This is a genomic window from Micromonospora coxensis (assembly GCF_900090295.1).
Classification (GTDB): Bacteria; Actinomycetota; Actinomycetes; order Mycobacteriales; family Micromonosporaceae; genus Micromonospora; species Micromonospora coxensis.
Genome location: NZ_LT607753.1, coordinates 5,559,299 through 5,581,474 on the forward strand (window position 1 = coordinate 5,559,299; position 22,176 = coordinate 5,581,474).

Sequence of the window (22,176 nt, forward strand, 5' to 3'; positions counted from 1 at the left end):
CCGGTGACCCCGGGGAACGGGCCGGATGCGCCGGCCCCCCAGCCGCGCGCCGCGGTCGCGCAGCCCGACGCGGACAGTACGCCGGGTGCCGCGCGGTCCGAATCCGAGTCGGCGCCGCCCGGCGCGGGCGGTGCGCCTCACGGGCGCGTCGCGCGGTCGCGGACCGAGGTGTCGCCGGTGCGCGCGACCGGCCGCCGCGCCGGGCTGCCCGGGCGGTCGTTGCTGCGGGTCGGGCCGGTCAGCCTCCAGATCCGCCGTCGCGCCGTGCTGGTGGCGCTCGCCTCCACCGGGCTGCTCGCCGCCGCCGCGGTGCTCAGCCTCTCGCTCGGCACCCCGTACGTCGCCCCGGCCGACGTGCTGCGCGCGCTCTCCGGCGCCGGCACCCCGTACGACCTGGTCGTGCTCGACCTGCGGCTGCCCCGCCTGGTGCTCGCGGCGGTGGCCGGCGCGGCCTTCGGCCTCGCCGGCACGCTGATCCAGAGCGTCGCCCGCAACCCGATCGCCAGCCCGGACGTCGTCGGCATCACCCAGGGCGCGGGACTGGCCGCCACGGTGGCCATCACCACCGGGGCCGCCGCCGTCCTGGTCGCCCCGGCGGCGCTGCTCGGCGGGCTGGCCGCCGCCCTGCTGCTGCTCGCCCTGGGCGCCCGGCACGGGCTGGCCGCCCAACGGTTCGTGCTGGCCGGTGTCGCCGTCGCCTTCGCCCTGCGGGCGCTGACCGAGGTGGTCATGCTCTCCGCCGACCCGATCGACGGGCTGCGGGCGCAGGTCTGGCTCATCGGCACGCTGGCCGGCAAGGGCTGGACCGAGAGCCTCTGGATCGCGTTCACCCTGGCCGCGCTCCTGCCGGTGCTGGCCTGGGCCGGCTGGGCGCTCAACAGCGCCGCGCTCGACGACGACACCGCCCGGGGCGTCGGGCTGCGCCCGGTGGCCCGCCGGATCGGGCTGGCCGCCACCGGTGTGGTGCTCGCCGCGACGGTCACCGCCCAGGTCGGCGCGGTGGACTTCGTCGCCCTGGTCGCCCCGCAACTGGCCCGCCGGCTGGTCCGGGCCGAGCGGCCCCCGCTGGTCTGCGCCGCGCTGCTCGGCGCGCTGCTGCTGGTGCTGGCCGACCTCGCCGGCCGGCGGCTGCTCGCCCCCACCCAACTGCCGGCCGGCGTGCTGACCGCCGCCATCGGCGGGCCGTACCTGATGTTCCTGCTCGTCCGTGGCCGACGGCGGTCCGCGTGACGACCATCCCCGCCCGAGGAGACGCCATGCTCGCCACCCGCGACCTGGTCGTCGGCTACGACGAACGGACCGTGCTCGACGGGCTCGACCTGGCGCTGCCCGCCGACGCGTTCACCGTCATCGTCGGGCCGAACGCCTGCGGCAAGTCCACCCTGCTACGGACCATGGCCCGGCTGCTCACCCCCCGGCGCGGCGCGGTGCTGCTCGACGGCACCGCGATCCGGGACCTGCCCACCCGCGAGGTGGCCCGACGGCTCGGCGTGCTGCCGCAGAGCCCCCTGGTGCCCGAGGGGGTCACCGTCGCCGACCTGGTCGGTCGCGGACGGCAGCCGTACCAACGGTGGTGGCGGCAGTGGTCCGAGCAGGACGCCGAGGCGGTGGACCGGGCGATGGCGCTCGCCGACGTCGCGGGGCTGGCCGACCGGCCGGTCGACACCCTCTCCGGCGGGCAGCGGCAGCGGGTCTGGATCGCGATGACCCTCGCCCAGGACACCGAGGCGCTGCTGCTGGACGAGCCGACCACGTTCCTGGACCTGGCGCACCAGGTGGAGGTGCTGGACCTGCTGCACCGGCTGCGCGCCGAGCGGGGTCGCACCGTGGTGGCGGTGCTGCACGACCTCAACCAGGCCGCCCGGTACGCCGACCACCTCATCGCCATGCGGGCCGGGCAGGTGGTCGCCACCGGGGCGCCGCGCGACATCCTCACCGCCGATCTGGTGCGGGACGTCTTCGGCCTGGACTGCGTGGTGGTGCCCTGCCCGGTGACCGGCGCGCCGCTGGTGGTGCCCGCCCTCACCTGCCCGTCCCTGGCCCCGGCGGCTCCCACCGGCTCCGCCCCGGCCGACCTCGACCCGGTGGGCCCGACCGCTCCGGCGGCCCGCCCCTCCGCCGATGACGCGACAGACCCGCGCTTCGGCACGTACCCCTCGAAAGGACTCTGATGCGTCGTCTCGCCGCCACCCTCACCGCGGCCCTCGCCCTCGGCGTGGGCCTGACCGCCTGCGGGGAGAGCGACCCGGTCGCCGGCACCTCCGCCGGTGAGACCCGGGAGATCACCCATGCCATGGGCACCACCAAGGTGCCGGCCGCCCCCGAGCGGGTCGTGGTGCTCGACACCGATAAGATCGACACCGCGCTCTCGCTCGGCGTCACGCCGGTCGGCGCCGCCACCGCCGGTGAGGCGCGGAGCTGGCCGACCTACTTCGGCGCGGAGAAGCTCGCCGGCATCACGGAGGTCGGCGTGCTCACCGAGCCCGACCTCGAGGCGATCACCGCGCTGAAGCCGGACCTGATCCTCGGCAGCAAGTTCCGCCAGGAGAAGTTCTACGACGAGCTCAGCGCCATCGCCCCGACCGTCTTCACCGAGAAGGTCGGCATCACCTGGAAGGAGAACCTCCTCCTCGACGGTGCGGCGCTGGGCAAGGAGCAGCAGGCCAAGGACCTGCTCGCGGCCTACGAGAAGCGGGCGAGGGACTTCGGCGCGAAGCTGGGCGACGCCGCGTCGCGGGAGATCTCCATCGTGCGCTTCATCCCGGGCAACATCCGGGTGTACGGCCCGGACTCCTTCTCCGGCATCGTCATCGGCGACACCGGGCTGGGCCGCCCCGAGCGGCAGCGCCTGGAGGGCAAGGAGGACAGGCGCTTCGACCTGGTCAGCGCCGAGCGGATCAACGAGGTCGACGGTGACGTGATCTTCGTGACCGCGTACGGCGAGAAGGCCGCCGCCGAGCAGGCCAAGGTCACCGCGGGCAGCCTCTGGCAGGGCCTGTCCGCCGTCAAGGCCGGCAAGGCGCACGTGGTCTCCGACGAGGTCTGGATGACCGGCATCGGCGTCGGCGCCGCCAACAAGATCCTCGACGACCTCGAAAAGCACCTCGCCCCCTAACCCACCCCCCGCACGCCGCGCCGCCCCCCCGCACGCCGCGCCGCCCCCCGCCGCCGGCCGGCGCACTTTCAGAGAAAGAGTGGCTATTCCTCGTCGAATAGCCACTCTTTCTCTGAAGGAGGGTGCTACAGGGGTCAGGAAGGGCGACGGGAGCGGGAGCGAAGGGCGGCGTGGACCTCGGCGAGGAAGCCGTCGAAGTCCTCGCGCATGCGTTGGCTCGTGACGTGGAGGACGATCCACTCGTCGCCGAGGAGCTTGTTGAGGCGTTGGCGGTCACGGTGCAGTTGGGCGGGGTCGTGGTGCCAGAGCCCGTCGTACTCGATGGCGATCTTGAGTTCCGGCCAGGCCAGGTCCACCCGGGCGATGAAGCGGCCAGCCCGCTCGACGACATGCTGGGTGGCCGGGCGGGGTAGGCCCGCCCGGACGAGACGGACGCGAAGCCGTGACTCGGGCAGCGACTCGGCGCCGCCGTCGCTCAGGGCGACCGCTTCGGCGAACTTGCGCCAGCCTCGTTCGCCACGGTGCTGCGAGAGGTAGTGCTCCAGTTCGGGCAGGGTGACCGCATGGACGTGGCGGAGCGAGTCGATCAGGGCCACCGCGTCGACGAGGTCGAGCCAGTTCGCGAGGTCCCAGCAGGTGCGGACAGGTGTGGTGACGGCGCACCCGTCCCGGCGCTGCACCTCACCCTCGCGCCACGCGGCGACATGGATGAGGAATCCCGCCAATGGCCCGAACCGTGACTCCGGCCGGACGACCACCTCGACCGGGTCGTCCGGATGAGGAGCCACGCCGCCGTGCAGAGCCACCGCCGACCTGCCGGCGATCGCACAGCCGGGTGGGAACAGCCACGACGCGGCGGCCCGGCACCGCGCCCGATGTGTCAACGTCAGGCGGGCGTCCGCGTACACGTTGTGGAAGATTCGTCGCCAGGCGCTGGTACGGAGGTCGTTCTTCGTCAACAAGCCGCGATGAATCGCCTCGCGTGCGAAGAAGACCCGCCCGACCAGTTCCGCCGGCCGTCGAGGTGTCCGAGCCACCCCTACACCCTGGCACCCCCACCCCCCACCCATAACCCCCTGTGGACAACGCCCGCCCCTCCCCACCGACGGGCCGCTCCCTGGCTGCACTTTCAGAGAAAGAGTGGCTGTCCGACGAGAAATGGCCACTCTTTCTCTGAAAGTGCAGCCGCGGCGCGGCGCGGCGCGCCGCGGGGCGGCGCGGCGGGGGCGGGGCGGGCGGGGGCGGGGCGGGCGGGGGCGGGCGGTGGGGGCGGGGGAGGGGGTTACGGGTGGGTGGGGCGGGAGTCGAAGTGGGAGCGGGTGAGGAAGGCGAGTTGGGCGCGCTTGTCGGGCATGTCGATCTCCTCGTCGAAGGTGAAGCCCTCCCGGCGCAGCCGGCGCAGCGCGATCTCGTTGCGCACGTCCGGTTCCACCACGATCCGCTGCCGGGTCGGGTCGGTGAACAGGAAGCGGGCCAGGGCGGGGCCGACGGCGGTGGTGAGCCCGCGCGGTGGGCGCCGCCCCGGGGCGAGCAGCAGGTGCATGCCGATGTCGCCGGGGCGTACCCGGTAGCGCTCGCCCACCGGGTCGGCCTCGGGCCGGTACGTCTGGAACAGCCCGATCGGCGTGCCGTCCAGCGTGATCAGGTACGCGTGGTGGGTGGTCAGGCCGTCGAGGTACGCGTACACCTCGCGCACCTCGTCCACGGTGTACGAACCCATGCCCCAGAACCTGGCCCGGGGCTCGGTCACCCAGCCGTGCAGCAGGTCGGCGTGGACGGCCGGGTCCACCGGGACGAGCCGCAGCTCGCCGAGGCCGGGGATCGTCTCCTGGTAGGTCACGGGTGCCTCGTCTCGTACGGGTCGGGGGTGAGGTGGCGCCAGTCGGTGGTCACCGGGATCAGCTCGCCGGTGGCCCACCGGGGCAGCTGGTCGTCGAAGTGCGGGTCGCCGGGGCGTCCGGAGGCGCCGAACGGGACGATCCAGCGGCTGCGGTCGCGGTCGCCGAGGTCGAAGACGTACCGGGCGACCGGCCCCCGCCGGCAGGCGTCGGAGGTCCCGGGGACGCTGGAGGTGGCGAGCACGCAGTCGGTGTCCCCGGCGAGGGCGGTCCGCCGGCGCATGGCGGCGACCGCCTCGTCGACGGCCGGCGCGACGCCGAGGTGCACCGGGTGCAGCGCGTGCCGCTGTCCCCACGCCTGCGGCGGCGCGGTCGCGGCGTCCTCCAGCGCCGCCGCCGCGACCGGCGCCACGTCCGCGCCGAGCCGGTGCAGCCCGGCGACGACGCCGTCGAGGGCGTGGCCGATGCGGGCCAGCGGGTCCGTCCACGGCCGGAACAACCCGTCGTACGCGCTCGGGGCGCGCAGCGGGCGCAGCCGGGGGTGCTCGTGCAGCCGGCGGGCCAGCGCGGCACGCCACGCGGCGAAGGCGCCGGCGTCGAGGCTGTCGGCCCGCATCCGCCCGTCCCAGGCGGTGAGTCGCTCCCGCAGCGCCCGGGCGGGCGGGGTGAGGACGGCGGGGTCGAGCCGGTGCAGGGCGTCGCGCAGCGGTGTCCGGGCGAGCCGGGTGTCCATGTGGACGGTCTCCGGCGAGACGCCCTCGGCCAGCAGGGCGCGGATGCGGGCGGCGCGGTACGGCGGGGCGAAGTCGTCGCCGAGGTCGGCCACGTCGTCGCGGCGGTCGTTGGCGCAGACCGCGAACCCGTCCGCCGCGACGGGCTTGGACTCGGCGTAGCCGCCCTGCCAGCGGTAGCGGGGGTCCCAGCCGGGCACCGGTTCACGCCGGCACCGCTCGTCGCGGGTGGGGACCAGGCCGGCGACCAGGCGGTGCACGGCTCCGCTGGTGTCGGCCACCAGGACGCTGTTCACCGGCTCCACCCAGGCCCGCAGCGCGTCGGCGACGTCGTCGACGGTACGGGCGCGCAGCAGGGGCAGCAGCGCGTCGAAGCCCAGGCTCCCCTCGACCCGGGCCGGCGTGCGCAGGCTGATCGCCTCGCCGGTGCGGCGGTCGTGGTCGATGACCGGTCCCCGGGGGGTCTCGACGACCTCCACGGTTTCGGTGGCGCCGCCGCGGACCGGGATCCGCTCGACGTGGCGGTGGGCCGGCGTCCAGCCGTCGGCGTCACGGACCAGCACCCGGTCGCCGTCGTGGCGCAACTGCTCCCGGTAGAGGTCCTGGTAGTCGGCCATGGCGTTGGTGACGGCCCAGGCGACCTCGCCGGCGTGGCCGAAGTGGGGCAGTCCCGGCACGCCCGGGAAGGCGAGGCCGACCACGTCGAACTCGTCGCAGGCGAGGCGGACCTGCTGGTAGATGCCGGGCAGTTCGAGCAGGCGGTGCGGGTCCCCGGCGATGACCGGGGCACGCCCGGTCACCGGGTCGGCGGGCACCGCCCAGGCGTTGCTGCCGGCGCCACCCGGCCCTTCGACGGCGAACAGGTCGACCGCCTCGGGGCCGAGGGTGGCCGTGACGTGGGCCCGCCACAGCTTGTTCGGGAAGGTGGCGAAGAGGATGTGTTGCACGAGGAACACGCCCAGCGGCGACCACGGCCGCCACCGGCCGGGCGCGCAGCCGGCGGCGGCGAACTCGGGCGCGCCGGCCGCGCCCTCGGCGAGGGCGTCGTTGACCCCGTCGGTGTACGCGGTGACCCAGCGCCGGGTGGCGGGGGAGAGCCGGTGGAAGCTGCGCCGCGCGGTGTCGTCGAGGCGGGCGCGGCGGGCGAACCGGTCCCAGTCGAGGGCTTCGGGGCCGAGGTGCGCGGCGAGCCGGCCCTCGGAGCGCCAGCGTTCGGTCTCGATCTGCCAGGCCCGGTCGAGGGCGGCCACCCGCCCCTGCCACCGGGCCAGCTCGTCGACGCTGTCGGCGCGCAGGTGCGGCACGCCCCAGGCGTCGCGATGGATGCCGGTCACGGTGCGGTCCCGCCGGGACACGCCCGAGTCGGGCACGGTACGAATATCAACTTAGGTTACCCTCCCCTAACTAAGGTGAACCTTACTGGAGGGGGTCGCGTGAAGCGCAACTGGGAAGCCCTGGTGCTCAAGGCGATGGGTGGCCGGGACTTCCGGCTCACCGTGCTCGACGCCGAGTCGGTGGGTGGGGCGTACCGGCGGCTGCTGGTGGACGGCGGTGGGCTGTTGGAGTCCTGCGGAGTGCACCCCACCATGTGGATCCGGCTGTGGTTCGACGACGGCGGCCGGGCGCACCAGCGCGCGTACACGCTGGTCGACCCGGACCCGGCGACCGGACGGTTCCACCTGGAGTTCGCCCTGCACGACGGGTGCGCCGCCCGGTGGGCCGTCGCCGCCCGGGCCGGTGACACCATCGACGCCACCGTGCAGGGCAGCGCCTTCCACCTGCCGGACCCCGCGCCACGGCACCTCTACCTGATCGGCGACGCCGCCTCGCTGCCGGCGGTCAACAGCCTGCTCGACGCGGCCGCCGACATCCCGGCGACGGTCTGGCTGGAGTACGCGAACGAGGACGAGCAGGCGCTGCCGGCGCGCGCCCGGGCGCACCACGAGGTCACCTGGGTGCCGCGCAAGGACGAGGGGCGGTACCTGGTCGAGACGGTGTGCGCCGCCCTGCCCGCCGCCGCCGACGCGCACTACTGGATCGCCTGCGAGGCGGCCAGCACCCGCGCCGTCACCCGGCACGTCCGCCGTACGCTGGGCGTCGGCAAGCACCAGGTGACCTCGCTGGGCTACTGGAGCGCCCGGTGAGGGGTCCCCTCGGCGCGCTCGGCGCGCTCTACGTCACCCAGTACCTCGGCATCGGCTTCATCACCGTCGGCCTGACCGCGATCCTGCGCGACGGCGGCACCTCCCTGGACACCCTGGCGCTGTTGCAGGTCGTCGGCCTGATCTGGCCGGTGAAGTTCCTCTGGGCGCCGATCCTCGACCGGTACGGCTCCCGCCACCGCGGCCACTACCGCTCCTGGCTGCTGGTGCTGCAGGGTGGCCTGGTGCTGGCCCTGCTGGCCCTCGTCCCGTTCGACGACCCGGGCGGCCGGCTCGGCCCGCTCGTCGCGATCTGCGCCGGGTACGTGTTCCTCTCCGCCACCCAGGACATCGCCGTCGACGCGGTCGCGGTGCGGTTGCTCGCCGAGCGGGCGAGGGGCGCCGGCAACGGCATCCAGGTCGCCGCCGGCTACCTCGGCAACCTGATCGGCGGCGGCGCGTGCGTGCTGGTCTACGACCGGTACGGCTGGCGGGCGGCGATCCTGCTGCTGGCCGCGTCGACGTCGCTCGGTCTGCTGGTGGTGTGGCGGCTGCGCGAGCCGGTCCGCACCGACCGGGTGGAGTCGACGCGGGCGGCGTACCGGGCGTTGCTGTCGGTGTTCGGCCAGCCCGGGTGCCGGTGGTGGACGTTCGTGGTGGTGCCGCTGGTCTACGTCGGTGCCGGCGCGGCGTACGCGCTGGTGACCCCGGCGCTGGTGGACGCGGGCTGGTCGCTGGCCCGCATCGGCGTGGTGACCGGGGTGGTGACCAGCGCCCCGGCGATCGTGGCCGGCCTGCTCGCCGGGGTGGCGATCGGACGGTTCGGGCGTGGCCCGGTGCTCGTCGCGGCGGGCGTCGCTCTCGCGGTCGCCACGGCGATGCTGCTGCCGTTGCTGACCGGACGGGCCCCGCTGGGCGCGACGGTCACCGCGCTGTGCGGCTTCATGGCCGCCTACACGGCCGCCAACGTGGTGCTCTACACGGTCGACATGGACTACTCCCGGCCGGGCACCGGCGGCACCGACTTCACGGTGCTCTCCTCGTTCGGACTGGTCTGCTCCTTCGTGGCGGCCTCGGTCGGGCTGGCCGTCGCCGACCGGGTGGGCTACCCCGCCGTCGCGGTGGCCGCCGTCGTGCTGGTCGTGGCCGGTGTCGTGGCGGGCGTCGCACACCAGCGGCGGTTCCGGCCAGCCTCTCGGTTCGGCCAGGTCCGCCCGGCCGAACCGGTGACCGTGTCGCGCTGACCGCGACACGCCGGGCCCGGTGACGCCGCCCGGAAGTTAGGTTAGGGTAACCTAACTTCGCGATCACCGCCGGAGCTCCGGTGGGCGGCGCCCGCTCCGTCGTCCCCTCATCTCCACTCTCCGACCACTGAGGACCAACATGAGTCTGTCCGGACCACCTGCCGCGGCCCTGGCGCCCGCGGCGGTCCGCGCCCCGGCGGCCAGCGGCCGGGCCCACCTGTTCCACGCCGGCTCGGTGGAGCACTACCGCCGGGTGCTGGCCGACGGGATCGACCGGGTCGCCGGCCGGGTGGCCGCCGCCGCGACGCCGTTCACCGGCGTGACCCCCGAGCAGCTCGCGCCCCGGATCGACGGCATCGACCTGGACCGGCCGCTGGGCGACACCGGGGCGGCCCTGGACGAACTCCAGGACGTCTACCTGCGCGACGCGGTCTACTTCCACCACCCGCGCTACCTGGCCCACCTGAACTGCCCGGTGGTCATCCCCGCCCTGCTCGGCGAGGCGGTGCTCAGCGCCGTCAACTCCTCGATGGACACCTGGGACCAGAGCGCCGGCGGCACCCTGATCGAGCGCCGGCTGATCGACTGGACGGCGCAGCGGATCGGGCTCGGGCCCGCCGCCGACGGCGTGTTCACCAGCGGCGGGACCCAGTCCAACCTGCAGGCGATGCTGCTGGCCCGCGAGGAGGCCTGCGCCCGCGCCGGGGGCTTCCCGGGACCGCGCCCGTCCCGTCCCGAGCTGCTGTCCCGGCTGCGCGTCGTCACCTCGGTGGCCGGGCACTTCAGCGTGCAGAAGGCGGCGAAGCTGCTCGGCCTCGGCGCGGACGCGGTCATCACCGTCGCCACCGACGCCGACCGCCGGATGCGTACCGACGAACTGGCCCGCGCGATCGAACGGTGCCGGCGCGACGGGCTCGTCGTGATGGCCGTGGTGGCCACGGCCGGCACCACCGACTTCGGCAGCATCGACCCGCTGCCGGCGATCGCCGACGTCTGCGCGGCGGCCGGCGTGTGGCTGCACGTCGACGCCGCGTACGGCTGCGGCCTGCTGGTCTCGCCGACCCGGCGGCACCTGCTCGACGGCGTCGAGCGGGCCGACTCGGTCACCGTCGACTACCACAAGTCGTTCTTCCAGCCGGTCAGCTCCAGCGCCCTGCTGGTGCGCGAGGCCCGGGTGCTGCGGCACGCCACCTGGCACGCCGACTACCTCAACCCGGCCCGGGCCGTCGCGCAGCGCATCCCCAACCAGGTCGACAAGAGCATCCAGACCACCCGTCGGTTCGACGCCCTGAAGCTCTGGCTGACCCTGCGCATCATGGGTCCCGAGTCGATCGGCGCGCTCTTCGACGAGGTCGTCGACCGCGCCGACGCCGCCTGGCGGCTGCTCACCGAGGACCCCCGCTTCGAGGTGGTGACCCGCTCGCAGTTGAGCACCGTGGTCTTCCGCTACCTGCCGACCGGCGTCGGCCGGCGGCTCGTCGACGACGCCAACCTGTACGCCCGCGAGGCCCTCGCGGCGTCCGGGGCCGCCCTCGTCGCCGGCACCACCGTCGACGGCGCGCACTACCTCAAGTTCACCCTGCTCAACCCCGAGACCACCGTGGACGACGTCGCCCACGTGCGCGATCTCGTCGCCGAACACGCCGGCTGGTACGTGCGGACCCGCACGGCCGGCGAACTGTCCTGTCCCGTCGGCTGACCGCACCTGGAGATCCCCGTGTCGACCCACGACTTCATCGCCGTCGGGCTGGGCCCGTACAACCTCGGCCTGGCCTGCCTCACCGAGCCGATCGGCGACCTCGACGGCCTGTTCCTGGAGGCGCGCGACGCCTTCGACTGGCACCCCGGCATGCTGCTGGAGTCGACCCACCTGCAGACGCCGTTCATCGCCGACCTGGTCACGCTGGCCGACCCGACCTCCCCGTACTCCTTCCTGAACTACCTCAAGGAGTCCGGCCGGCTCTACCCGTTCTACATCCGGGAGAACTTCTTCCCGCTGCGCGCCGAGTACAACGACTACTGCCGCTGGGCCGCCGCGAAACTGCCCGGCGTGCGCTTCGGCCACCAGGTCACCGCCATCGAGTACGACCCCGGCGACGAGCGGTACGTCGTGCACGCCACGGTGGCCGGCGACCGGGTGACCCACCGTGCCCGGCACCTGGTGCTCGGCACCGGCACCCCGCCGCACCTGCCCGAGGCGTGCCGGGGGCTGGGCGGCGACCTGATCCACAACTCGCGGTACCGGGAACACCGGGCGGCGCTGCGGGCCAAGCGCCGTATCACCGTGGTCGGCAGCGGGCAGAGCGCGGCCGAGATCTACCACGACCTGCTCGCCGACATCGACACGTACGGCTACCAGCTCACCTGGGTGACCCGCTCGCCGCGGTTCTTCCCGCTGGAGTACACCAAGCTCACCCTGGAGATGACCTCCCCGGACTACGTGGACTACTTCCACGCCCTGCCCGAGCCGACCCGCTACCGGCTGGAGTCGGCGCAGAAGGGCCTGTTCAAGGGGATCAACGCCGACCTGATCAACGCGATCTACGACCTGCTGTACGCCAAGAACGTGGCCGGTCCGGTGCCGACCCGGCTGATGACCAACACCACGCTGCGCACCGCCGCGTACGACGCGTCGACCGGGACGTACACCCTCGGGCTGCGGCACGAGGAGCAGGGCCGCGACTTCACCCTGGACACCGAGGGGCTGATCCTGGCGACCGGCTACCACTACCAGGCGCCCGAGTTCCTGACCCCGATCCGGGACCGGCTCCGCTGGGACTCCCACGGCCGCTTCGACGTCGCCCGCAACTACAGCGTCGACCACACCGGCCGGGGCGTCTTCCTCCAGAACGCCGCCACCCACGCGCACAGCGTCACCTCGCCCGACCTGGGCATGGGCCCGTACCGCAACTCGTGGATCATCCGGGAGCTGACCGGACGGGAGCACTACCCGATCGAGACGCGCATCGCCTTCCAGGAGTTCGGTGTGCCGGCCGGGACGGCCTCGTGACCGCGCCGACCTTCCGTCGCGTCGACGAGCGGCTCGGGGAGTTCACCCTGCGTCCGCTCGACCCGGACGGCGACGCGGCGCTGCTGCACCGCTGGGTCACCCACCCCAAGGCCGCGTTCTGGATGATGCAGGACGCCGACGTGGCCCGGGTCGCCGAGGCGTACCGGCGCATCGCCGCGCACCCGCACCACGACGCCTTCCTCGGCGCCTGGCGCGGCCGGCCGACGTTCCTCGCCGAGCGGTACGACCCCGCCCACGTCGAACTCGTCGGCCGGTACGCCCACGCCGACGGCGACGTCGGCATGCACTTCCTGTGCGCGCCGACCGACACGCCCGTGCCCGGCTTCACCCGCGCGGTCATCACCACCGTGCTGGCCTGGCTCTTCGCCGACCCCGCCACTCGCCGGGTCGTGGTGGAGCCGGACGTGCGCAACACCGCCGTGCACGCGCTCAACGCGGCCGTCGGCTTCACCGTCGTCGGCCCGATCCGCAAGCCGGAGAAGGACGCCCTGCTCAGCGTCTGCACCCGCGACCAGTTCCGGACCGCCACCCGAGGAGCCGTGCCCGCGTGAACGCGACCGCATCCGTGGACCACCTGAACCCGCCGCGCTGGGACGCGGCCAACCGGCTGCTGGTCCGCAAGGCGCTGGCGGAGTTCGCCCACGAGCGCCTGATCGTCCCCGAGCCGCTGGGCGCCGACCGCTACCGGGTCCGCAGCGACGACGGCACGGTCGAGTACCGGTTCAGCGCCCGCCGCTTCGCCCTCGACCACTGGCAGGTCGACGCCGCCGGCATCACCCGGCACGCCGGGGGACGCGAGCTGCCCCTCGACGCCGTCGACCTCTGCCTGGAGCTGCGCGGCGCGCTCGGCCTCTCCGACGAGGTGCTGCCGGTCTACCTGGAGGAGATCAGCTCGACCCTGGCCGGGACCGCGTACAAGCTCGGCAAGCCGGAGGTGGCCGCCGCCGACCTGGTCAAGGCGGAGTTCCAGGAGATCGAGACGCAGATGACCGAGGGCCACCCCTGCTTCGTGGCCAACAACGGCCGGATCGGCTTCGGGGTGCACGAGTACCACCGGTACGCCCCGGAGGCCGCCCGGCCGGTACGGCTGCTCTGGCTGGCCGCGCACCGCGACCACGCCACCTTCAGCAGCTCCGCCGACCTGGACCACGACACGCTGCTGGGGGCCGAACTGGGCGCGGACACCCTCGCCGGCTTCGCGCGCACCCTCACCGGCCTCGGCCTCGACCCGGCCGACTACCTGCTTATCCCGGTGCACCCCTGGCAGTGGTGGAACAAGCTCGCGGTCAGCTTCGCCGGCGAGATCGCCCGGCGCCGGCTGGTGTGCCTCGGCGAGGGGCCGGACGAGTACCTCGCCCAGCAGTCGATCCGCACCTTCTTCAACGTCACCGACCCGACCCGGCACTACGTCAAGACCGCCCTGTCGGTGCTGAACATGGGCTTCATGCGGGGCTTGTCCGCCGCGTACATGGAGAACACCCCGGCCATCAACGACTGGCTCGCCGACCTCGTCGCCACCGACCCGGTGTTCCGGCGCACCCGGCTGTCGATCATCCGGGAGCGGGCCGCCGTCGGGTACCGCCACCGCCAGTACGAGGCGGCGACCGACCGGTACTCCCCGTACCGCAAGATGCTGGCGGCGTTGTGGCGGGAGAGCCCGGTCCCCGGTCTGGAGCCGGGCCGGCGGCTGGCGACCATGGCGTCGCTGCTGCACGTCGACCGGGCCGGCCGCTCGTTCGCCGGCGCGCTGGTCGCCCGGTCCGGGCTGGCCCCGCAGGTGTGGTTGCGCCGCTACCTCGACGCCTACCTGGTCCCCCTGCTGCACAGCCTCTACGCCCACGACCTGGCCTTCATGCCGCACGGGGAGAACGTCATCCTCGTCCTGCACGACGGGGTGGTCGAGCGGGTGATCTTCAAGGACATCGCCGAGGAGATCGCGGTGCTGGACCCGGAGGCCGACCTGCCCGAGCCGGTACGCCGGATCCGGGTCGCCGTGCCCGAGGACGAGAAGATCCTGTCGATCTTCACCGACGTCGTCGACTGCTTCCTGCGCCACCTCAACGCCATCCTGGTCACTGAGGGCGTCCTCGACGAGGACACGTTCTGGCGCACCGTCGCCGCGACCGCCTCCGACTACGCCGACAGCGTCCCGCACCTGGCCGACCGGCTGCGCCGCTACGACCTGTTCGCCGCCGAGTTCCCGCTGTCGTGCCTCAACCGGCTGCAACTGCGCAACAACCGGCAGATGGTCGACCTCGCCGACCCGTCGGCCGCGCTCCAGTTCGTCGGCACGCTGGCCAACCCGCTCGCCCGCTTCGCCCCGCAGCGGTGAGCGCCACCGCCCCGCCGGCCGTACGGGCGAACGGGCCGGCGGCGCCGGTGCGGCACCGCTGGCTGATCCTGGCGGTGCTCTGCCTCGCCCAGGTGACCGTGGTGCTGGACAACACCGTGCTGACCGTGGCGATCCCGGTGCTCACCACCGAACTCGACGCCACCACCGCCGACGTCCAGTGGATGATCAACGCGTACGCCCTGGTGCTCTGCGGCCTGCTGCTCAGCGCCGGCAGCGCCGCCGACCGGTACGGCCGCCGCCGGATGCTGCTGGCCGGGCTGGTCCTGTTCGGGGCCGGCTCGCTCGCCGCCGGGCTGGCCCGCACCGGCGGCCAGTTGATCGCGGCCCGGGCCGGCATGGGCGTCGGCGGGGCGCTGCTGGTCACCGCCACCCTCGCGGTGGCGATGCAGGTCTTCCACGGGGCGGACCGACAGCGGGCGATCGGCCTCTGGGCGGCGACCAGCGCACTGGGGTTCGCCGCCGGCCCGCCGGTCGGCGGGGCCATCCTGGCCCACCTGCCGTGGCAGGCCGTCTTCCTGGTCAACCTGCCGGTGGTGCTGGTCTGCCTGCTGGCGGTCCGGGCGCTGGTCCCGGAGTCGCGCGAGGAGCGCGCTGGCCGTCCGGACCTCGGCGGCGTGCTGCTCTCCACGGCCGGGCTGACCGGGATCGTCTGGGCGATCATCGCCGGGCCGGACCTGGGGTGGCGCGCTCCGGCGGTGCTCGGCGCGGCCGGCGGCGGGATCGTGCTGCTGGCGGGCTTCGTGCTGTGGGAGCGGCGGATCCCCGATCCGATGCTGGACATGGACCTGTTCCGGCACCGGCGGTTCGTCGGCGCGGTCAGCGGGGTCGTGCTGATCACCTTCGGGGCCACCGGGGCGCTGTTCCTGCTCACCCAGCACCTGCAGTTCGTCCGCGGCTACACCGCCTGGGAGGCCGGCCTGCGGATGGTGCCCTTCGCGCTCTCCATCGTGCTGCTCAACGTCGCCGGCGTCGCCGCCGCGCTGATCCGCCGGCTGGGGGTGCCGGCCGCGATCGCGGTCGGCATGGTGCTGCTGGCCGCCGGGCTCACGTTGGTCACCCACGCGCCGGGGGACGGCTATCCGGTGCTGCTCGCCGGGCTGCTGGTGATGGGCGCCGGCTGTGCGCTGGCCAATCCGGCGATCGTGGAGGCGGTGCTGAGCGCGATCCCGGCGGAGAAGGCCGGCGCCGGGGCCGGGGTGGACGGCACCATGACCGAACTCGGCGGCAGCCTCGGTATCGCCGTGCTGGGCGCGGTGCTCAACGCCCGGTTCGGCGCGCTGCTGCCGGCCGCGCTGGCCGGCGCCGGGTCGTTCCCGGCGGCGCTGGCCGCCGCCCGCACCGAGGAGGAACGCGGGCTCGTCTCCGACGCCTTCCGGGTGGCGCTGGAGACCGGGCAGACGGTCGGCGCGGTCGCCGTCCTCGTCGGCGGACTCGTCGCGGCCGGACTGATCCACCGCGCCGAGCGCGCCGCCTGATCCGCCGCCCGCGCCTGCGCGCCGAGCCCCTCGAACGGCCGTGCGTGCCCGCTGGGCCGGTCCGCGGTGTGCGGCATGTCGCGGTGTCCCGAGCGGAGGACACCGCGACATGCCGCAAACGGAGATGAGAATGTCCGGTCCGGTCCGACCGGGCGGGGACGGGGGTCGGTGGGTCAGGCGGCGGTGGACCAGATGGCGCGGAAGGCGGCGGCCTCCCCGGCCAGCCAGCGCTCCACCTGGTCGGGCTTGGCGTCGGTCGGCATCCGGTGGGCCGTGCCGCGCCGCACGTCGACCAGGACCGGTTCGGCGTGCGGCAGCACCGCGTCCATGTGGCGGGCCATCAGGTGCAGGGTCGCCAGCGTCGCCTCCTCGCTCGGCGGCGTCTCGTCGAAGTGCAGGCGGACCGCCTCGGCGCGGCCGTCGGCGTACCGGACGCCGAAGTGCGGGTTGATCTTGACGGGCAGGTCGCCCAGCATGGCGAGCGCGTCGCGGGTCTGGGCCAGCTCGACCGAGCGCGGGTCGCCGAGGGACTCCAGCCAGGCGGTCGCCCCGGGGACCAGCGCCTGGTAGAGCGGACGCCAGCGCGGCTTGACCAGATCGGCCACCTGCGCGAGGTGGGTGCCGCCGGTGTGGAAGGCGACGTCGGCCTTGAGCGCCTTGACGAACTGGCCGTGCGGGTTGAAGCCCGAGCGGCTGGCCCGCTGCTTGCGCAGCCCGCCGACGAAGGTGGCCTTGGTGGGGCCGGTGCGGTCGACGTACCGGGTGAAACCGAGGAGGGTGGCGTAGGGGGTGAGCGGGGTCGCGGAGGTGGGCGCGGTCACGAGCATCCTCCCAGGTCAGGAACTCGATTAGTACATACATTCTAATCGACGGGCCTGACATCGCCCAGGGAACGAAAAGGGCCGACCGGGCATCCCGGACGGCCCTTTCCGAGAAGGTCCTACAGCTGTCCCACGTCCGTGATCCGGACGACCGCGGCACCCGTCTCGTCGGAGGCGGCCAGGTCCACCTCGGCGCTGATGCCCCAGTCGTGGTCGCCGTCGGGGTCGTCGAGGATCTGCCGGACGGTCCACCGCTCCCGGCCCTGCTCGATCATCAGCAGCGCCGGCCCGCGCGCGTCCGGCCCCACCCCGATCGCGTCGTACGACTCGAAGTACGGCTCCAGCGCGTCGGCCCAGGCGTCGGCGTCCCAGCCGTCGGCGGCGTCCAGCTCGCCGAGCAGGTCCCAGCGGCGCAGCGCGGCCAGCTCGACCCGACGGAACAGCGCGTTGCGCACCAGCACCCGGAAGGCCCGGGCGTTGCGGGTCACCGCCGGCGGCCGGTCGTCCAGGCTGGCGGCGACCTCCGCCACGTCGGACGGGTTGCGCAGCCGCTCCCACTCGTCGATCAGGCTGGAGTCGACCTGGCGCACCAGTTCGCCCAGCCACTCGATGAGGTCGACCAGTTCCTCGGTCTTGGCGTCCTCGGGCACGGTCTGCCGCAGCGTCTTGTACGCGTCGGCGAGGTAGCGCAGGACGAGGCCCTCCGAGCGGGACAGCCCGTAGAACTGCACGTACTCGCCGAAGGTCATCGCCCGCTCGTACATGTCCCGGACCACGGACTTGGGGGAGAGCTGGTGGTCGGCGACCCACGGGTGCCCCTGCCGGTACATCTCGTACGCGTTCTCCAGCAGCTCCGCCAGCGGCTTGGGCCAGGTCACCTCGTCGAGCAGTTCCAGCCGGGCCTCGTACTCGATGCCCTCGGCCTTCATCGCGGCGACCGCCTCGCCGCGGGCCTTGAACTGCTGTGCGGAGAGCACCTGGCGCGGGTCGTCCAGGATCGACTCGATCACCGAGAGCACGTCCAGGGCGTACGACGGCGACGCCGTGTCCAGCAGCTCGATCGTGGCCAGCGCGAGGGGGGAGAGCGGCTGGTTGAGCGCGAAGTCGAGCTGGAGGTCGACGGTGAGCCGGACCCGCCGGCCCTCCTCGTCCGGCTGGTCGAGCTGCTCGACCACGCCACCGGCCTTGAGCGCCCGGTAGATGGCGATGGCCCGGCGGATGTGCCGGCGCTGGGCGGCGCGCTCCTCGTGGTTGTCGGTGAGCAGGTGCCGCATGGCGGCGAACGCGTCGCCCGGCCGGCCGATGACGTTGAGCAGCATCGAGTGGCTGACCTGGAAGCTGGAGGTCAACGGCTCCGGCTCGGCCTCGACCAGCCGCTGGAAGGTCGGCTCGCCCCAGCCGATCGAGCCCTCCGGCGGCTTCTTCTTGACCACCTTGCGACGCTTCTTCGGGTCGTCACCGGCCTTGGCGAGCGCCTTCTCGTTCTCGATGACGTGCTCGGGGGCCTGCACGACGACCCGGCCGAGGGTGTCGAAGCCGGCCCGGCCGGCCCGGCCGGCGATCTGGTGGAACTCACGGGCCTTGAGCAGTCGGGTCCGGACACCGTCGTACTTGCTCAGGCCGGTGAAGAGCACGGTGCGGATCGGCACGTTGATGCCGACGCCGAGGGTGTCGGTGCCGCAGATGACCTTGAGCAGGCCGGCCTGGGCCAGCGTCTCCACCAGCCGGCGGTACTTGGGCAGCATGCCGGCGTGGTGCACGCCGATGCCGTGCCGCACCAGCCGGGACAGCGTCCTGCCGAAGCCGGAGGTGAACCGGAAGTTCCCGATCGCCTCGGCGATCAGGTCCTTCTCCGCCCGGGTGCAGACGTTGACGCTCATCAGGGCCTGGGCGCGTTCCAGCGCGGCGGCCTGGGTGAAGTGCACGACGTACACCGGGGCCTGCTTGGTGGCCAGCAGCTCCTCCAGCGTCTCGTGCAGCGGCGTCATCGCGTACGAGAAGAGCAGCGGAACCGGCCGCTCGGCCGAGCGGACGACGGCGGTCGGCCGCCCGGTGCGCCGGGTCAGGTCGTCGACGAACCGGGTGGTGTCGCCGAGCGTGGCGGACATCAGGACGAACTGCGCCTGCGGCAGCTCGATCAGCGGCACCTGCCAGGCCCAGCCCCGGTCCGGCTCGGCGTAGAAGTGGAACTCGTCCATGATCACCTGACCGACGTCGGCCCGGGTGCCCTCGCGCAGGGCGAGGTTGGCCAGGATCTCCGCGGTGCAGCAGATGATCGGGGCGTCGGCGTTGACGCTGGCGTCGCCGGTGAGCATGCCGACGTTCTCCGCGCCGAAGACCTCGCAGAGGGCGAAGAACTTCTCCGACACCAGGGCCTTGATCGGGGCGGTGTAGAAGGTCGTCCGGTCGTCGGCCAGGGCCGCGAAGTGCGCCGCGATGGCGACCAGGCTCTTGCCGGACCCGGTCGGGGTGTTCATGATCACGTTCGCGCCGGAGACGATCTCGATGACCGCCTCCTCCTGGTGGGGGTAGAGGTCGAGGCCGCGCTCCTTCGCCCAGCCGGCGAACGCGTCGAAGAGGGTGTCGGGGTCGGCGCTTCGAGGCAGCGCGGCAGTGAGAGTCATGGCGCTCCCATCGTGCCCGCCCCGGGGCCCCGCGCGCCAACCGGCCCCGCCCACCCCGGGCCCCCGCGCGCCGACCTTCCCGACGCGCAGGAGCGCCCGCCCACCGCGCGGGGCGGTCGGCGGGGCGTCAGGGACGGCGGACGTGGACCAGGTCGACGACCGGGCGGCCCGCGGTGAGGGCGCGGCGCTCGAACTTCGTCACCGGGCGGTGCGCCGGGCGGGGCGCGTACCCGCCGTGCACGTCGACCAGCTCCGGGTCGGCGGTGAGCGTCTCGCGCATCGACTCGGCGTACTCGGCCCAGTCCGTGGCGCAGTGCAGCGTGCCGCCCGGGCGCAGCCGGGAGCGCAGCAGCGCCACGTGCCGGGGCTGGATGATCCGCCGCTTGTGGTGGCGGGCCTTCGGCCACGGGTCGGGGAAGTAGACGTGCACCGCGTCCAGGCAGCCCTCCGGCATCGCCCGGACCAGGTCGAGCGCGTCACCCCGGGCCACCCGGACGTTGCCCAGCCCGTGCCGCTCCACCAGCTCCAGCAGGTTGCCGATTCCGGGCGTGTGCACCTCGACCGCCAGATAGTCTCGGTCCGGGTCGGCGGCGGCCATCGAGGCCGTGGCGTCGCCCATGCCGGAGCCGATCTCCAGCACCACCGGAGCGCCGCGACCGAAGAACGCGCCCGGGTCGAACGGCCCGTCCAGCCCGGCCACGTCGAGGCCGTACGCGGGCCAGAGCCGCTCCAGCGCGTCGGTCTGCCGGCTGCTCATCCGGCCACGGCGGGGGTGGAAGGTACGGATCCCGGCGGGGTGCGTCGCCGCCGGGTCGGCGGGGGTCTGGTCGGTGGAGGTCACAGCGACCCGAGCGTACGCGACGGTTCCGGCGTATCGGATGTGATGTACGCCCGGGGGTGAGACGATTCATCCCGTACGGCAGGCCGGTGCTCCACCGCCCCGGCGCTGCCCGAGGGCGCCGAGAGGGGGCAGGGTGTCGGTCACGCTCCAGCGCACCGCCGTGGCGGTCGCCTTCGGTGCGCTCGCCCCGGCGCTGCTCGCCGCCGCGCCGGCCGAGGCCACCCGTCCCGTCACCGCCCCGCCGCCCGTGCTCGCGCCGGCCCCGGGTGACCCGTCGGGGGGCTGGCCGGACCAGGGCGGCAACCCGCAGCCACCGCCCGGCAACCTCGTCTTCGTCGAGGTGCGCCCGAGCGTCGTGAGCCCCGGCTATCTGGTCGGCCTGCGGGCCAGTTGCAAGGACAACTCGATCCCGGCGACCGTCGTCTCGGACGCCTTCGGCCGGGTCCAGGTGCATCCGCAGTACGGGCTGCTGACCGCCTCGGCGATGGTCAGGGAGCGCACCCGGCCCGGCAACTACCGGGTCAAGCTGGAGTGCCGCGACGGGGCCACCGCGTCGACGATGCTCCAGGTGGTCAAGCACGTGAAGCCCAGCCCCGGCCCGCACACCGGCTTCGGCGGGGCGGCCGGCGGTCTCGGTCTCGGTGGGCTGCTGGTCCCCGGTGGTCTGGCGCTGACCATCGTCGGGGCGATCGTCGGCATCGTCGCCGCCCGCCGGCCGCGCGGCGCGGCCAGGGGCTGAGCGACGTGCCGGCCCCGCAGCCCTCCGCCGCGCCGGCCGCTCGGCGTGACCGGCGGCAGTCCCGCAGCCCGTGGTCGACGCCACTGGCCGTGCTGCTGGTGCTGATCGGCGTCTTCGCCACCGGCGCCGGGCTGGGCCGGACGGCCGGGCCGTTCGACTGGGCCGCCGGCCCCGGTACGACGGCGAGCGCCGAGCCGCAGGCCGCCCGGGGCGGTGCCGGCGGGTTGCCGGCGAGCCGGCCGGTCAGCCTCGCCGTCCCGGCGATCCGGGTGGACGCCCCGGTGGCGCCGGTCGGTCAGGCCCGGGACGGGTCGATCGACGTGCCGCCGCTGAACCGGCACCACGAGACCGGCTGGTACGACCGCGGCCCGACCCCGGGGGAGCCGGGCCGGGCGATCATCGTCGGGCACGTCGACTCCAAGAGCGGCCCGGCCGTCTTCTACGACCTGCGCAAGCTCAAGGCCGGCGACCGGATCGAGGTGACCCGCGACGACCGGCGGGTCGTCGTCTTCACGGTCGACTCGGTGGAGTACTTCGACAAGGCGAACCTGCCGGCCGACCGGGTGTACGGCCACGACGGACCGCCCGCGCTGCGGCTGATCACCTGCGGCGGCGCCTGGGTCGGCGGGAACACCGGCTACGAGGACAACGTCATCGCCTTCGCCTCGCTGGCCGACACCCGGGAGCCCTGAGCCGGCGGCGCGTCGTCGTGCCGCCGGTGCGGCACTCACCGGCCGACACCCGTCCCGCCGTCAGCCCGTCGAGGCCGGCCGGGTCACGCCGCCCGACGCCGGCCAGGTCACGCCGCCCGACGCCGGCCCGCCCGACGCCGGCCCGCCCGACGCCGGCCCGCCCGACCCGCTCGGCGCGGCCCGGGTGGCGCGGGTCAGCCCTTGCCGGGGACGTGCTGGACGACCTCGAACTCCAGCAGGGTCGCGCCGGAGGCCACCGGCCGACGCTGCTCGCCGCCGGCGTGCGCGGCCCGCGACGGGCCGGCCGCCCACGCCTGGTACGCCTCTTCGCTCTCCCAGCGCGTGTACACGAAGTAGCGCTGCTCCCCGGCCACCGGCCGGAGCAGTTCGAAGCCGAGGAAGCCGGGGGAGTTCTCCACCGCGCCGGCCCGGGCGGCGAACCGCTTCTCCAGCTCCTCGCCGGCGCCGGGCGGGACGTCGATCGCGTTGATCTTCACGACTGCCATGGCTCCACCCTAGTCACCCGCCGGC

At 74.1% G+C, this 22,176-nt stretch carries 19 protein-coding genes; 12 read left to right on the plus strand and 7 right to left on the minus strand.

Annotated elements, in window-relative coordinates:
- Positions 1–177: 177 nt before the first annotated feature.
- From GA0070614_RS25320 to GA0070614_RS25330, 3 genes are read left to right on the plus strand one after another with little or no spacing between them, the layout of a single operon-like run.
- Positions 178–1,230 (plus strand): FecCD family ABC transporter permease, encoded by a 1,053-nt coding sequence (locus GA0070614_RS25320; protein WP_231933386.1) that lies wholly within the window; start codon positions 178–180, stop codon positions 1,228–1,230.
- A gap of 26 nt (positions 1,231–1,256) precedes the next feature.
- Positions 1,257–2,171, plus strand: a complete 915-nt coding sequence (locus GA0070614_RS25325; RefSeq protein ID WP_088978301.1) for an ABC transporter ATP-binding protein — start codon at positions 1,257–1,259, stop codon at positions 2,169–2,171.
- Positions 2,171–3,115 carry an ABC transporter substrate-binding protein gene (locus tag GA0070614_RS25330; RefSeq protein ID WP_088978302.1) on the plus strand — a complete coding sequence of 315 codons (945 nt, stop codon included), beginning with the start codon at positions 2,171–2,173 and terminating at the stop codon, positions 3,113–3,115. The genes GA0070614_RS25325 and GA0070614_RS25330 overlap by 1 nt, the downstream gene beginning before the upstream one ends.
- Before the next feature lie 134 nt (positions 3,116–3,249).
- On the opposite strand, the gene GA0070614_RS25335 is transcribed toward GA0070614_RS25330, so the two are convergent.
- The 3 genes from GA0070614_RS25335 to GA0070614_RS25345 form a co-directional block, all read right to left on the minus strand.
- Positions 3,250–4,152 (minus strand): endonuclease domain-containing protein, encoded by a 903-nt coding sequence (locus GA0070614_RS25335; RefSeq protein ID WP_157745087.1) that lies wholly within the window; start codon positions 4,150–4,152, stop codon positions 3,250–3,252.
- A 245-nt stretch (positions 4,153–4,397) separates the two neighbouring features.
- Positions 4,398–4,955: a GNAT family N-acetyltransferase gene (locus GA0070614_RS25340; protein ID WP_088978304.1), complete on the minus strand. Its 558-nt coding sequence runs from the start codon at positions 4,953–4,955 to the stop codon at positions 4,398–4,400.
- The gene (locus GA0070614_RS25345; protein ID WP_088979658.1) at positions 4,952–7,018 is read right to left on the minus strand and encodes a penicillin acylase family protein; all 2,067 of its coding nucleotides are present in this window, start codon (positions 7,016–7,018) and stop codon (positions 4,952–4,954) included. The genes GA0070614_RS25340 and GA0070614_RS25345 overlap by 4 nt, the downstream gene beginning before the upstream one ends.
- Before the next feature lie 99 nt (positions 7,019–7,117).
- Here GA0070614_RS25345 and GA0070614_RS25350 point away from each other — a divergent pair, with 99 nt between their 5' ends.
- The 7 genes from GA0070614_RS25350 (at position 7,118) to GA0070614_RS25380 (ending at position 15,928) form a co-directional block, all read left to right on the plus strand.
- Entirely contained in the window at positions 7,118–7,828 is a 711-nt protein-coding gene (locus GA0070614_RS25350) for a siderophore-interacting protein (RefSeq protein WP_088978305.1), read from the plus strand.
- Positions 7,825–9,069: an MFS transporter gene (locus GA0070614_RS25355; protein WP_088978306.1), complete on the plus strand. Its 1,245-nt coding sequence runs from the start codon at positions 7,825–7,827 to the stop codon at positions 9,067–9,069. Before GA0070614_RS25350 ends, GA0070614_RS25355 begins: the two co-directional genes overlap by 4 nt.
- A 139-nt stretch (positions 9,070–9,208) precedes the next feature.
- On the plus strand, positions 9,209–10,768 hold the full coding sequence (locus tag GA0070614_RS25360) for a pyridoxal phosphate-dependent decarboxylase family protein (protein ID WP_088978307.1): 1,560 nt from the start codon (positions 9,209–9,211) through the stop codon (positions 10,766–10,768).
- An 18-nt stretch (positions 10,769–10,786) separates the two neighbouring features.
- Positions 10,787–12,079 (plus strand): lysine N(6)-hydroxylase/L-ornithine N(5)-oxygenase family protein, encoded by a 1,293-nt coding sequence (locus tag GA0070614_RS25365; RefSeq protein ID WP_088978308.1) that lies wholly within the window; start codon positions 10,787–10,789, stop codon positions 12,077–12,079.
- Positions 12,076–12,651, plus strand: a complete 576-nt coding sequence (locus tag GA0070614_RS25370) for a GNAT family N-acetyltransferase (protein ID WP_088978309.1) — start codon at positions 12,076–12,078, stop codon at positions 12,649–12,651. The genes GA0070614_RS25365 and GA0070614_RS25370 overlap by 4 nt, the downstream gene beginning before the upstream one ends.
- The gene (locus GA0070614_RS25375) at positions 12,648–14,432 is read left to right on the plus strand and encodes an IucA/IucC family protein (RefSeq protein ID WP_088978310.1); all 1,785 of its coding nucleotides are present in this window, start codon (positions 12,648–12,650) and stop codon (positions 14,430–14,432) included. Before GA0070614_RS25370 ends, GA0070614_RS25375 begins: the two co-directional genes overlap by 4 nt.
- A complete protein-coding gene (locus GA0070614_RS25380) occupies positions 14,429–15,928 on the plus strand; it encodes an MFS transporter (protein WP_088978311.1) in 1,500 nt (499 codons plus the stop codon). The genes GA0070614_RS25375 and GA0070614_RS25380 overlap by 4 nt, the downstream gene beginning before the upstream one ends.
- Positions 15,929–16,101: 173 nt before the next feature.
- Here the strand turns inward: GA0070614_RS25380 and GA0070614_RS25385 are convergent, their stop codons facing one another.
- The 3 genes from GA0070614_RS25385 to trmB form a co-directional block, all read right to left on the minus strand.
- Entirely contained in the window at positions 16,102–16,749 is a 648-nt protein-coding gene (locus GA0070614_RS25385; protein ID WP_088979659.1) for a hypothetical protein, read from the minus strand.
- Positions 16,750–16,868: 119 nt separating this feature from the next.
- The gene (locus GA0070614_RS25390; protein ID WP_088978312.1) at positions 16,869–19,373 is read right to left on the minus strand and encodes a DEAD/DEAH box helicase; all 2,505 of its coding nucleotides are present in this window, start codon (positions 19,371–19,373) and stop codon (positions 16,869–16,871) included.
- A 127-nt stretch (positions 19,374–19,500) separates the two neighbouring features.
- Positions 19,501–20,214, minus strand: coding sequence for a tRNA (guanosine(46)-N7)-methyltransferase TrmB (gene trmB / locus GA0070614_RS25395; protein WP_088978313.1), 714 nt, complete (start codon positions 20,212–20,214; stop codon positions 19,501–19,503).
- A gap of 133 nt (positions 20,215–20,347) precedes the next feature.
- Between trmB and GA0070614_RS25400 the strand changes: the two genes are divergently transcribed.
- A complete protein-coding gene (locus GA0070614_RS25400) occupies positions 20,348–20,953 on the plus strand; it encodes a hypothetical protein (RefSeq protein WP_088978314.1) in 606 nt (201 codons plus the stop codon).
- Positions 20,954–20,958: 5 nt separating this feature from the next.
- Entirely contained in the window at positions 20,959–21,645 is a 687-nt protein-coding gene (locus tag GA0070614_RS25405; protein ID WP_088978315.1) for a class F sortase, read from the plus strand.
- Between the two features lie 194 nt (positions 21,646–21,839).
- Here the strand turns inward: GA0070614_RS25405 and GA0070614_RS25410 are convergent, their stop codons facing one another.
- On the minus strand, positions 21,840–22,151 hold the full coding sequence (locus tag GA0070614_RS25410; RefSeq protein ID WP_088978316.1) for an antibiotic biosynthesis monooxygenase family protein: 312 nt from the start codon (positions 22,149–22,151) through the stop codon (positions 21,840–21,842).
- Between the last annotated feature and the right edge of the window lie 25 nt (positions 22,152–22,176).